Here is a 13,040-nt window from a genome sequence, read left to right on the forward strand (position 1 = left end):
GTATTTAGAATTTATATTGTTTCCGCGTTTCATTGCCACAATTGTCAGTCACAACCACTTCCAGCTTATGAGGCACACCTTTCTTTATACGCCCCGGATCCTGAATGACAAGAATACCTTTTTTCAGTCCGAAAAGCACAAAATTGCCATCCACATACACCTTATAGCTTTGAATACCCGTCTGACCGTCGCTCACCTTAAAGCGAATGTTCCGGCTTGTCCGCCAGCTTCCCAGCCCCAAAGGAGTCACCTGCGGAGAAACCGTATCGACAGCCACGGCAAACGTGCCCAGCGTTCTGACTTTTGTCTTTACCCATCCGTTCTGATACTTGCCACCTGCAGAAGCCCGCCACTTTCCGGCCTTCTGGACAATGTAATATTTTGTGGTATCGGCTACAGGCAGATGACGTACTCCGATAGACAAATCGCAGAAGCTGTGCAAGGGCGTACGTCCGATATCGAGTACATAATCGAAAGAAATGTCGCTGCTGTCACCACTTACCCTCGTCCGCAGTTCAGCGTCGTCGTATACCATTCCCTTCGGCACCACCAGTTCCATACCCGGCTCCTGAATTACATTCGTCTTGTTCCAGTACAACATCTTGTTTGCCTTGGGTGTGTAGGGAGGAATCTCCTGTTTCTTGCCACGAACCGTAAACTTATATCGGCGCTTATTGCCGAAATTATCCTCCAGCACGTAACAGAAATGATAGTCACGTTCCTCGTCGATTGTTACCAGACCGCGGTCGGGACCCGTTTCCAGCAAGCGCAATTTATTGCCCGGCAGTTTATACGAACGCATGATAAGACGGTTGGTACGCATCAGCTCATCATAGTCGGTAAACCCGTTTATCATGCGGTTTTCATCAGACGACACCTCATCGGTAGTACTGTTGAACACCTTTACAGAATCGACATACAAGGTTACCGAGTGAACTCCATAAAAATTGGACGTTCCGTCCATGTAATCCTTCGCACTGATACCCGTATAAATCTGTCCCCAGGCAGTGAACCGCTGATTCAATGCTCCTACAGCAACCAGCTTTTTCGTAGAAGAGCCATTTACCACTCCCTTGCCTCTGACCGGATAAATCCCCACCAGACTGCCGACAGGAGCCTTGGTATCTTTCAGATACTGCCGGAAAAACGGCATCGGGTCCACATAATCCCCATTATCATTCCGGCGGAGCTCCAGATGCAGGTGAGGTCCTGCCGAAGCACCCTCATTGCCACTCATGGCTATAATATCGCCTGCCTTCACCGGAAGCAGCCCCGGTTCGGGATGCAAGTCGCACACAAAAGTTTCGTGTTCGTACTGATATGCACGTACATACTCCTGTACTTTCGGAGCAAACGATACCACATGACCGTAAACCGAAGTATATCCGTTAGGATGCGTCACAAAGATAGCCTGTCCGTATCCGCCGTGCAATACCATAATGCGCGACACATAACCGTCGGCTACACTGTGAATCGGTTTCCCCGTCACTCCCTGTGTCTTAATATCCAGTCCGTTATGAAAATGATTGGGACGCAGTTCTCCGAAATTTGCGCTCAGCAACAATGGAAAATCGAAAGGAGAACGAAACTCTGCTCCCACATTTTTTTGAGCCTGCACGCCGAGACTCATTCCCAGTGCAAGCGTCAACAATGTATTTCGTATCATGTTAATGTCTGTTTTTTCTCCACAAATATACAGCATTTATTTTTGATACATCCCGATTTTGCTTACCTTTGTGTAAATGGGTATTGCTATCGGGCATCTTTTCGTATACGTTTTCTTATCAAAGCTGGAAAAAGACCGTCACATTTACCACTTTGCTTTTACTCTTTTTATTATGCAAAATTTTCAATAGGACTAAATAAATCGATGACAAGCAACCTGGCACTATGGATGGCAGGCTGCACTCTTTGCGATAATGTGATGACTGGATAATGGATGAAATCGTAACTTGAATGGTTCTGGAATTTATCCTTCTACGACTGAACAACCGGCAACGGAAAGCATCCGGCAGCATCTGTTCTTCCTCTTGGCGGCAATCCTGCCTCACAGAGGGTGCTGTAGTAGATACGTTGCAGGCAGGAACCGGCAGAAAAACAACGTCATTATCTCCTGCTTGCGACGAATCTCAAGTATCCTCCCATCTTTTTTTGCATAAAAATTTGGTAAATATACAAAAGCACATTACCTTTGCCGCATCAAAACATCAATAACCCATGAATGTAAAAGCGACACATACTCCCGTTAAACTCCTGCTGCACGAACCAGTGTGCAACGGTTATCGCGTCGTACACATACATTGGTTCAGCGGATTTCTATGAGGCGTCGCCGCGTCTGGCGGCTTGAAACTTGAATGACTAAATCAGTTTTAACCTCATAATTGCGTAATATATGTTTTCTATTATCGGATTTATGTTGACAGGTATCGCTGTGGGATATCTGTTCAGAAATATTGCCTTTCTGCAAAAGACAGAAAAAACGATCTCACTGACCATTTTCCTGCTACTGTTCCTTTTGGGAATATCGGTCGGCTCGAACGAATTAATCATCAACAATCTGGCTACATTCGGCTGGCAGGCTGCCATTCTGGCTGTTTCGGCTACTTGCGGAAGCATTCTGGCATCGTGGATGGTGCTGAAACTGTTTTTCAAGAAAGGAGGCAAACAATGAAAGGAAGTATTATCGTATTGCTGTTCTTCGTGGCAGGTTGCATACTGGGACTGACCGAATGGCTTCCGTTCGATATGAAGCAGAGCAACCTGACTTTATACATTTTATATGCTCTGATGCTACAGGTGGGACTAAGTATCGGTTCAAGCAAGGAACTGAAACACATTATAGCCGACCTCCGGTTGAAGTATTTGCTCATTCCTCTGGCTACCATTTGCGGCACACTGCTTTTTTCCGCACTTGCCAGTGTACTGCTTTCACGCTGGAGTATATTCGACTGCATGGCGGTGGGCAGCGGATTTGCCTACTATTCGCTCTCGTCTATCCTGATCACGCAGTTCAAGGAACCTTCCCTCGGACTTCAGTTGGCAACGGAACTGGGTACGATTGCTCTGCTGTCTAACATCTTCCGCGAGATGATGGCTTTGCTCGGAACTCCGCTATTGTGCAAGTATTTCGGCAAGCTGGCACCTATTTCCGCTGCCGGAGTCAACTCGATGGATGTGGTTTTGCCCATGATTACCCGTTACTCGGGTAAGGATATGATGCCGGTAGCCATCTTCCACGGCATACTGATAGACATGAGCGTGCCCTTCTTCGTATCATTGTTCTGTAAGCTATAATAAAACATGTGCAGCCAGCCTGCAACATGTCCAGAGATATACACCGAAATCTCCTCAGGTTTCTGATGAAATTTGTACAAATTTTTAGCGTTTTTGTACAAAACATAAAAATCTTTGTACAAACTTTCAGAAGAAGCTCTTATTCTTTTTTTTCATTTTCCTCAGCCTTTTCGCTCCTTCCTGCCCGGCTATTCTTAACCGTAGCAGACAAAAGAGTGAAAAGGCTGAATCATTTTCCTACAAGCTATTACCTTTAGTTATAACAGATAAATATTTTTCAATAGGTTTGTACTATATAATAACTTACCTTTGCAGCGGAAAAAGAAATTAATCACTAAAACAATTATTATACGATGTTCGAAAAAGGAAACAGAGGAAATACCATTCATGGTATCTTGTTGATTGCATTGTTCTCATTTGCGGCATTTTATATTGCCGAAATTCCGTTTGTAAAAAGTCTGTCATTCAGTCCGCTGATTGTAGGTATCATCTTGGGTATGCTATATGCCAACAGCTTGAGAAACCATCTGCCCGAAACATGGGTGCCGGGTATCAAGTTCTGTACCAAGCAAATTCTGCGTGCGGGTATCGTTTTATACGGTTTCCGACTGACTCTTACACAGGTGGCTGCTGTAGGACTACCTGCGGTTATAATAGATACTATCATTGTAGTAGGTACCATTTTCCTGGGAATCTGGCTGGGACGTATCATGAAAATGGATAAAGATACTTCACTGATGACTGCAACAGGTAGTGCTATCTGTGGTGCTGCTGCCGTACTGGGTGCAGAACCTGTAGTGAAATGTGAAGGTCACAAGACTGCCATCGCTGTATCTACGGTAGTCATTTTCGGAACAATCTCCATGTTCCTCTATCCTATCATGTATCGTGCCGGAATATTGGACGGACTGGACAACATGGGTGTAGCCATCTATACGGGAAGTACCCTGCACGAAGTAGCACACGTAGCCGGAGCCGGTAATGCTATGGACCCGACAGATGCTCTGGGAATTGCCGGAACTGCTACCATTACCAAGATGATCCGTGTCATGATGCTTGCTCCGGTCTTGGTTATCATGAGCTTCGCACTGGCAAAACGCAAGAGCAGTGCAAACGGCGAAAAGGCTGAAAAGAGTAAAATTACCATCCCCTGGTTTGCCTTTGGATTTATTGGAATTATCTGTGTGAACTCACTTTTGCAATACGTTCTGGGCGTAGACAGTGTAAAAGATATTCCACTGAACGGAGCAATCGAATATATTGATACTTTCATGCTGACGATGGCCATGACCGCTCTTGGTACAGATACCAGCATCGAAAAGTTCAAACAGGCTGGTGCCAAGCCGTTCTTGCTGGCAGGCTTGCTGTACATCTGGCTGGTAGGCGGCGGTTATCTGCTTACTAAATACCTGGTTCCTGCATTCATGTAAAAATAAATATATCGCAACAAGCCCCGGCATGTTCCTTGTCTGCTTCTGGCAGTCGGGGTACATACCGGGGCTTCTTTTTATTCTAAACTGCTTGCCTCAGTGCGCTATCATCATCTTACCAATGATATCGCCTGCATTCTTACAGTTTTCCAAGTAATTCTGTACAAAACGCATAAAGTTGGTAGACGAGGCTTCTTCCTGTCCCTGTAAATATACGAAACAGAAATGTCGCTTAATTTGCAGCCCGTTTACATCGATTATCTTGAACTCTCCGTCACGCAGTTCACGCAGAATGGCCTGCAGTGATATGATTCCCATCGTGGAACTGTTTCTTAAAAACTGCTTGATGCTTTCGGTACTTCCCAGATGTAACCGGACATTCATCGACGAAAGTTTCAGTCCTTGCTCGGAAAGAGCCATTTCGATGGCATCGAGCGTGCCCGAACCTCTTTCGCGAAGCACCAAAGGAATTTCTCTCAGTTCGTCGAGGGTAAGCGAATCTTTGGCAGCCAGTGGCGACGAAGCACAGACTACCGGAACCAGTTCGTCGTGAAGGAAAGGTTCATATTTCAGGTTGGGCAGGCGGAATACTCCCTCTACCATACCCAAGTCAATATCGTGTTCCTGTAACGCCTGTTCGATGTTGCGCGAATTGGTATCGATAAGCGAAACGGTAATCTTGGGATATTTCTCCGTAAACCCGGCAAGAATGGGCGGAAGCACGTACTGGGCTATCGTAGTACTTGCTCCCAGACGAAGCTGACCGTTGTATTCATTGTGCAGCAAGTGCATGTCATACTCCAGCTTACGGTATTCGGAAAGGATGCGTTCGCAATGCTCCAGCAACACGTAGCCCGACTCGGTCAGCGAAATTTTGTTGCCAAGCCGGTTGAACAAACGGGTCTGATACAAGCTTTCCAGCTCGCGTATGTGCTTGGTTATGGCGGGCTGGCTGACGAACAACTCCTGAGAAGCTTTGGTAAAGCTCAGGTTTTTCGCCACACTGTAGAATACTTTCAGACGGAAATCGGACATTTACAGTTCCTCCGCACGGACTCCCAACGACTGAAGAACGGGAAATCCCAACATTTCGAATGAGTAATCGCCTTCGTAGGCAGGAGGATTCATACCGAAAACAGTAATGCTTTCCTTCCCTTTCACCTTATTTATATAGTCACCTATCCGCTTACCGTATCCTTCTTCATCGGGTACGATAATAAAACGACGGACATCCTTCGACTCGCCAGCCAACTGAAGTGACTCAAGGAACAAGTCTTCACACGTTGCCATGTCGGAAGGCTGGAAAGCGTACAAGGAGAACTCTCCCAGCTGACTCTTGAAGGCTACATTATGAAGTTCCTTACCGAACGAGGAAGGTGTACAGAAGTTCATTTTCTCTTTTCCTGCCTCATAAATAAAAATCACTTGTATTTCATTTTCTCCCGACTGGATTCCTGCATCCAGAGCCAGGCATTCCAGCAAATTGGCCAAATCGGCTTTCGGCAACTCACGGTTGACGATAGGAGCGAAATGAGCGGTCATGTCACAGCCTACTCTATCCAGATAGGTGGCATCTATCAGCATCACAACAGGGGCAAACGGTATCTTCTTTTCCATATATCTAAGTTTATGGCGATAAAGATAATAAAAACTTTCCTGACATTTTGGTATGCCTTCGGACAATATTGCAGTAAAATATGCTAACACCCTGACATTTAGGCATATAATAAACATTTTATGGCGATGGCAAGAAGTTTGTCTGATAGAAAGTGTATTTCAAAAAACATAGAAAAATAAGAAAGGAGAACAATATATGAACTTTAACAACTTTACAATCAAATCGCAAGAGGCTGTGCAGCAAGCGGTGAATCTGGTACAGAGCCGCGGGCAGCAAGCTATCGAGCCGGAGCATTTGCTGGCAGGGGTGCTGAAGGTCGGAGAAAATGTAACCAACTTCATTTTCCAGAAACTCGGTGTCAACGGTCAGCAGATTGAAACCGTACTCGACAAGCAGATAGCTTCTCTGCCGAAGGTTTCAGGCGGCGAACCTTACCTGAGCCGTGACGCAAATGAGGTATTGCAAAAAGCTGTCGAGTTTTCTAAAACGTTGGGTGATGAATATGTTTCGCTGGAAGCTATCATTCTGGCACTGCTTAACGTAAAAAGCACCGTATCTACCATCTTGAAAGATGCGGGTGTTACGGATAAGGAGTTGCGAGCTGCTATCAGTGAGCTGCGTCAGGGACAGAATGTCACTTCGCAATCCAGCGAGGATACCTACCAGTCACTCAGCAAATATGCCATCAACCTGATAGAGGCCGCACGTAACGGCAAGCTGGACCCGGTTATCGGTCGTGACGAAGAAATCCGTCGTGTACTGCAAATCCTGAGCCGTCGTACCAAAAACAACCCGATCCTGATAGGTGAACCGGGTACCGGTAAGACTGCCATCGTAGAAGGACTGGCACAGCGAATCCTGCGTGGAGATGTTCCTGAAAACCTGAAGAACAAGCAATTGTTCTCACTCGATATGGGTGCACTGGTTGCAGGTGCCAAATATAAAGGTGAGTTTGAGGAACGATTGAAATCGGTTATCAACGAAGTAACTAAATCGGACGGAAATATTATTCTGTTCATCGATGAAATTCATACGTTGGTTGGTGCCGGAAAAGGTGAAGGTGCCATGGATGCTGCAAACATCTTGAAACCTGCCTTGGCACGTGGCGAGCTGAGAAGCATCGGTGCCACTACCCTCGACGAATATCAAAAATATTTCGAAAAGGATAAGGCGCTCGAAAGACGATTCCAGACCGTCATGGTAGACGAGCCGGATACGGCAAGTTCTATTTCTATCTTGCGTGGTTTGAAGGAACGTTACGAGAATCACCATCAAGTGAGAATCAAAGACGAAGCCATCATTGCCGCAGTAGAATTGAGTAACCGTTACATCACCGACCGTTTCTTGCCGGATAAGGCCATCGACTTGATGGATGAAGCCGCAGCCAAGCTTCGTATGGAGCGTGACTCACTGCCGGAAGAACTGGATGAAATTGAACGCCGGTTGAAACAGCTCGAAATTGAACGTGAGGCTATCAAACGTGAAAAGGATGAAGCTAAGCTTGCTCAATTGAACAAAGAAATAGCAGAGTTGAAGGAACAGGAAACTTCGTACAAGGCTAAATGGGAGAGCGAAAAACAACTGGTGAACAAGATTCAGCAGAACAAGAAGGAAATAGAACAACTGAAGTTCGAAGCCGACAAAGCAGAACGTGAAGGCGACTATGGTAAAGTAGCCGAAATCCGTTATGGCAAGTTGCAGAGCTTGGAAAACGAAATAAAGAGTATTCAGGAAGACTTGAAGAAAAAGCAAGGCGACAATGCCATGATCAAGGAGGAGGTTACTGCCGAAGATATTGCTGATGTAGTATCACGCTGGACGGGAATACCGGTAAGCAAGATGCTGCAAAGCGAACGTGACAAGTTGCTCCACCTGGAAGACGAGCTGCATAAGCGTGTCATCGGACAGGATGAAGCAATTGAAGCGGTAGCCGACGCTGTACGTCGTAGCCGTGCGGGACTGCAAGATCCGAAACGTCCGATTGGTTCATTCATCTTCTTAGGTACTACAGGTGTTGGTAAAACCGAATTGGCTAAAGCACTGGCAGAGTACTTGTTCGATGATGAATCGCTGATGACGCGTATCGATATGAGTGAATACCAAGAGAAACATACCGTTTCTCGTCTGATTGGTGCCCCTCCGGGATACGTTGGTTACGATGAAGGTGGTCAGTTGACAGAAGCTGTCCGTCGTAAACCGTACTCAGTTGTCTTGTTCGATGAAATCGAGAAGGCGCATCCGGATGTATTCAACATCTTGTTGCAGGTATTGGACGATGGACGTCTGACTGATAATAAGGGACGTACGGTAAACTTCAAGAACACAATTATCATTATGACCTCCAATTTGGGAAGCTCATACATACAGAGTCAGTTCGAAAAGATTAATGATCAGAACCACGACCAGGTTGTAGCAGAAACAAAGACAGAGGTAATGAATATGTTGAAGAAGACTATCCGTCCGGAATTCCTGAACCGTATAGACGAAATCATCATGTTCCAGCCGTTGAACAAGGATCAGATTGAGCAGATCGTACGTCTGCAGATCAACGGTATCAAGAAGATGCTGGAAGACAATGGCGTAACACTCCAGATGAGCGATCAGGCAATCGACTTTATCGCTACTGCCGGATATGATCCGGAGTTCGGTGCCCGTCCGGTAAAACGTGCCATCCAGCGTTACTTGCTGAACGATTTGTCGAAGAAACTTCTGTCGCAGGAAGTCGACCGCAGCAAACCAATTATTGTGGAGCGAAGCAGTGATGGATTGATATTCCGCAACTGATGAACTAAATAAATCATAAGAATCTCTCTTAGGGGATAGCATGAATATTTCATGCTATCCCTTTTCTTTTTGTCCGTATGGAAGAAATAAGCTATCTTTGCCGCACTCAAATAACTAAGAATGAAAAATAAGAAAGCTATTTATATCGTCGGCAGCATTGTCTTACTGGTGCTCATTGGCAGCATTGCCTGCGCGTTCTTACTATTTAGCACCCCACTGAAAATAGAAAAGGCAACTTATCTCTATATAGATAATGACGACAATATCGACTCTGTATATACGAAACTGAAAAAAGATTGTCAAGCATCCAGCCTTGCCGGGTTGCATCTGATGACTGCATGCAGCAATTATGCCGACAATATTCATGCAGGAGCCTATAAACTGGAGCCGTCGGAAAAAACATGGCACATTTTTCATCGACTGAAAAGTGGCCATCAAACTCCCGTAAGACTGACGATACCCAGTGTACGTACCATCGGAGCACTGGCAAAATCCGTATCTCGCCGGCTGATGACCGACTCGGCTTCCATTGCCAAACTACTGACCGACAGTGCCTATTGCGCAGGTTTAGGATACAATCAATACACGATTCCTTCGCTTTTTATCCCCAACACTTACGAAGTGTACTGGACTATCAGTGCTGAAGATTTCATCAAACGGATGAAAAAGGAACACGATCTTTTCTGGAACAAGGAAAGGATAGAAAAGGCAAAGAGTATCGGATTTACTCCCGAAGAGGTAGCTACACTGGCTTCCATCGTAGAAGAGGAAACAGCCAACAAGGCAGAAAAGCCGATGGTAGCGGGTCTTTACATCAACCGTCTGCATACAGGTATGCCCTTACAGGCCGACCCGACGGTCAAGTTCGGCTTGCAGGAGTTTGGATTAAAGCGCATCCTGCACAAGCATCTGGAAGTAGACAGTCCTTACAATACCTACAAGCATGAAGGATTGCCTCCCGGTCCGATACGTATTCCTTCCATCGACGGACTGGAAAGCGTATTGAACTATGTGCAGCACGACTATCTTTACATGTGTGCCAAGGAGGATTTTTCGGGAACACATAATTTTGCAAAGAACTGGAACGAGCATCTTGCCAATGCCCGCCGCTATCAGCAGGCATTAAACAAGCGAAACATCCGCTGAGAAATGTAGTGCAGCAGCAACGGTTCTCAGCGAATCGATTTCCAGAATTTCATAAAATTGGCATAGAGTCCGTAGCAAACCAGCGCATCTTCAGCTTGAATGACATAATCTTCAGGGAATTCATTGGCAACTTCCCGTTCCAAGATGGAAATGCCCAGACAGTTCTGTGCCTTCTTTCCACGTATCAATGAAATGATTTTCAAGTCGAACTCCTTTTCCAACTGCAACTCATTGATGCCATATCCTACCAGTTTGTCAGGAACATTGAATTTAAACACATAGTGCTCCTCATCTATCTGGAAAGGTTCCACGGCAGCATTCAGTTCCAGCAACTGCACCAGCATACGGGCAGCATCCTGTTCTGGCGTAAGAATACGGTCGAGCGAAAATGCCTCAAGCACCGTTTTATGCACATCGTCGAGCGCCCGGGCGTAAATATGCTTAACTTTATTCTTTTTCAGCAAGGAAACTACCCGCACGGAAGCCCCCAGATCTTCGCCGATGGCCACAATGACCACATCAACACTCTTTAATGGCAATACAGACAAAGCCATCTCATCGGTAGCATCGAGCACAAAAGCTGTAGCAATCTTATCCTTCAGCCGGTCTACGTGATGCTCTTTCACGTCTACCCCTATCACTTCGTGTCCCAATACGGTAAGTTCCTCGGCAAGCATACCACCGTAGTTTCCCAGTCCTATTACGATATATTTCATAGCAATCTCAGTTTATTATAATATTATCACTCGGATATTTGTAATTACGCTTCTTCACTTGTTTAACCAGTCCCAGCAACAAGGTAAATGCTCCCACACGACCGATGAACATCAGCAGGATGATAACCGACTTTCCTGCGGTACCCAGCACAGGAGTCAAGTCCAGACTTGAACCAACCGTACTCAAAGCCGATACACATTCAAAGGTAAGTGCCATGACCGATGCCTCTGGTTCAAGCAGACTCATTATAAAAATAGCAGTAAACAATATAATAAGATACAGCATAAGTACGGCATTCGAACGCCGGATAGAGTCATCCGAGAGTTCACGATGGAAGATGGTTACCCGGTTCGATCCTCGTATAACTGCCCACAGATTCAAGAGAATTACAGCAAAAACATTAATCTTCACACCACCGGCGGTAGACTGTGTACCTCCTCCTATTATCATCAGAGCAATCATCAGCAGCAACGTCTGGGTAGACAAGGTCGTCAGTCCCACACTTGTAAAGCCAGCTGTACGCGGACACGTAGCATTGAAGAAGGCATGTACCCATTTATCAGTTACACTCATCCCCGCAAAAGCATGATTCCATTCGTAAAGTGCGATGGCCAATGTGCCAAAGACCAACAAAATAGCCGTCATAATCAACACGATACGCGTATTCAGATTATACAGATGTACTTGTTTCGGAAAACGGGAAGAGCGTCTCAGACATATCCATTTCAGATAACGCAGATAGTAGAACAGCGTTTCTTTCAGATTGACCAATATCGGAAAACCGATTCCTCCCAAAATAATCAGAAAAGATACGGTCATGAAAAGCAGATTGTGCTGCTGCATGACGGCAGGATTGCCTAAGTTGCCCGGCAAGGTAGAGAATCCGGCATTACAAAATGCCGAAACCGAATGGAAAGCCGCAAAATAAAGTTCCTCCTGCAATGTCATTCCCAGTGTATCGTGAATGGAGAACCAGATGACTACCATACCGATTCCCTCGATAGCCAAAGTAAAACCTAATATATATAATAAGGTGGACAAAAGAGAATTCAACGAATTGGAACTGATCATATCACCAACTACCAGTTGATTGTACAGCGAAGTGTTCCCCATGAAGAACATGGCAAAAAAACTTGTCAGCGTCATAACTCCCAACCCTCCTATCTGAATCAGCAGAATAATGATAATCTGCCCTTCCAATGTAAAGGTAGACGGTACGTCTACCGAAACCAATCCGGTAACACATGTGGCACTGGTTGCCGTAAACAGCGCATCTATCCACGAAATGCCGTGATAAGTGGCTCTGGGCAGCATCAGCAATCCGGCACCGATAAAGATGATGACCAAAAAGCTGGATGCCAGAATGAGTGAGGGATTGGTACGCCTGCCCAGCAAACGCACCAGACTGCTGGATAATTGCAGCAAAGAATACAGCAGCAAAATGCCCATCCGGTAATAATGACTATGAAAAAATGTCCAAATCCAGAACACGCCTTCATCACCGGTATCAGGCTGTTTAAAGACAACAGGCAATAACGTCAGGTAAAGCAACACGTTAATAATCCAAGCCCATAACGTATTCTTCCTTTCTTCCTCATCGCGTCGAAAAACAATCTGTATCGTTGCCGAAAGTAAAAAGACGATCCATACCGTCTGATATATCATTCGGATACCTTTCGCCTCATCCAAAGAAATCATAAACCCATGCTCGTATACCAGAGTGGCCAGAAACAAAACGGCACAAAAATACGTAATCCACATCAGCCAATTCATGCCCTGATAGATACGAGGCAGGATTAATTTCTTCCGATAAAGTAAAAGTCTTTCCCAAGAATCCATATTCAATAGTTTTTATGTCAAAGACAGTTTATACACAAAAGTATCTATAATTATCGGTATTCCTACCAAAAGCATAACATTATTCCTGACTTATTAAAAACAATGTATAGACAAACAATAATCACACAAACGTCATGCACACTTTTTCGCGATAAAAATATCAAAATAACAAATAAAAAGCAAAAATGATTGCAATATTACATTGTTTTATC

At 45.2% G+C, this 13,040-nt stretch carries 10 protein-coding genes; 5 read left to right on the forward strand and 5 right to left on the reverse strand.

What is annotated here, in order from left to right:
* Positions 1–4: 4 nt before the first annotated feature.
* Positions 5–1,666 (reverse strand): M23 family metallopeptidase, encoded by a 1,662-nt coding sequence (locus WKT12_RS06560; protein WP_340319202.1) that lies wholly within the window; start codon positions 1,664–1,666, stop codon positions 5–7.
* 726 nt (positions 1,667–2,392) lie between these two features.
* Here WKT12_RS06560 and WKT12_RS06565 point away from each other — a divergent pair.
* The 3 genes from WKT12_RS06565 (at position 2,393) to WKT12_RS06575 (ending at position 4,724) form a co-directional block, all read left to right on the forward strand.
* Positions 2,393–2,671 (forward strand): LysO family transporter, encoded by a 279-nt coding sequence (locus tag WKT12_RS06565; protein ID WP_021971046.1) that lies wholly within the window; start codon positions 2,393–2,395, stop codon positions 2,669–2,671.
* Positions 2,668–3,294: a lysine exporter LysO family protein gene (locus WKT12_RS06570; RefSeq protein ID WP_021971045.1), complete on the forward strand. Its 627-nt coding sequence runs from the start codon at positions 2,668–2,670 to the stop codon at positions 3,292–3,294. The genes WKT12_RS06565 and WKT12_RS06570 overlap by 4 nt, the downstream gene beginning before the upstream one ends.
* 353 nt (positions 3,295–3,647) lie before the next feature.
* Positions 3,648–4,724, forward strand: a complete 1,077-nt coding sequence (locus tag WKT12_RS06575) for a YeiH family protein (protein WP_021971044.1) — start codon at positions 3,648–3,650, stop codon at positions 4,722–4,724.
* Between the two features lie 96 nt (positions 4,725–4,820).
* On the opposite strand, the gene WKT12_RS06580 is transcribed toward WKT12_RS06575, so the two are convergent.
* The gene (locus WKT12_RS06580; protein ID WP_021971043.1) at positions 4,821–5,759 is read right to left on the reverse strand and encodes a LysR family transcriptional regulator; all 939 of its coding nucleotides are present in this window, start codon (positions 5,757–5,759) and stop codon (positions 4,821–4,823) included.
* On the reverse strand, positions 5,760–6,341 hold the full coding sequence (locus tag WKT12_RS06585) for a DUF6621 family protein (protein ID WP_021971042.1): 582 nt from the start codon (positions 6,339–6,341) through the stop codon (positions 5,760–5,762).
* A gap of 196 nt (positions 6,342–6,537) precedes the next feature.
* On the opposite strand from WKT12_RS06585, the gene clpB reads away from it, so the two are divergent.
* Complete coding sequence (gene clpB / locus WKT12_RS06590) at positions 6,538–9,126, forward strand: ATP-dependent chaperone ClpB (protein ID WP_340319203.1); 2,589 nt, start codon at positions 6,538–6,540, stop codon at positions 9,124–9,126.
* 120 nt (positions 9,127–9,246) lie between these two features.
* Positions 9,247–10,272 carry an endolytic transglycosylase MltG gene (mltG, locus tag WKT12_RS06595; RefSeq protein ID WP_340319204.1) on the forward strand — a complete coding sequence of 342 codons (1,026 nt, stop codon included), beginning with the start codon at positions 9,247–9,249 and terminating at the stop codon, positions 10,270–10,272.
* A gap of 26 nt (positions 10,273–10,298) precedes the next feature.
* Here the strand turns inward: mltG and WKT12_RS06600 are convergent, their stop codons facing one another.
* Positions 10,299–10,988 carry a potassium channel family protein gene (locus WKT12_RS06600; RefSeq protein ID WP_021971039.1) on the reverse strand — a complete coding sequence of 230 codons (690 nt, stop codon included), beginning with the start codon at positions 10,986–10,988 and terminating at the stop codon, positions 10,299–10,301.
* A 7-nt stretch (positions 10,989–10,995) separates the two neighbouring features.
* Complete coding sequence (locus WKT12_RS06605) at positions 10,996–12,828, reverse strand: TrkH family potassium uptake protein (RefSeq protein ID WP_340319205.1); 1,833 nt, start codon at positions 12,826–12,828, stop codon at positions 10,996–10,998.
* Positions 12,829–13,040 lie beyond the last annotated feature (212 nt).

The organism is Phocaeicola sp. HCN-6420, from assembly GCF_037890145.1.
Taxonomy (GTDB): Bacteria; Bacteroidota; Bacteroidia; order Bacteroidales; family Bacteroidaceae; genus Phocaeicola.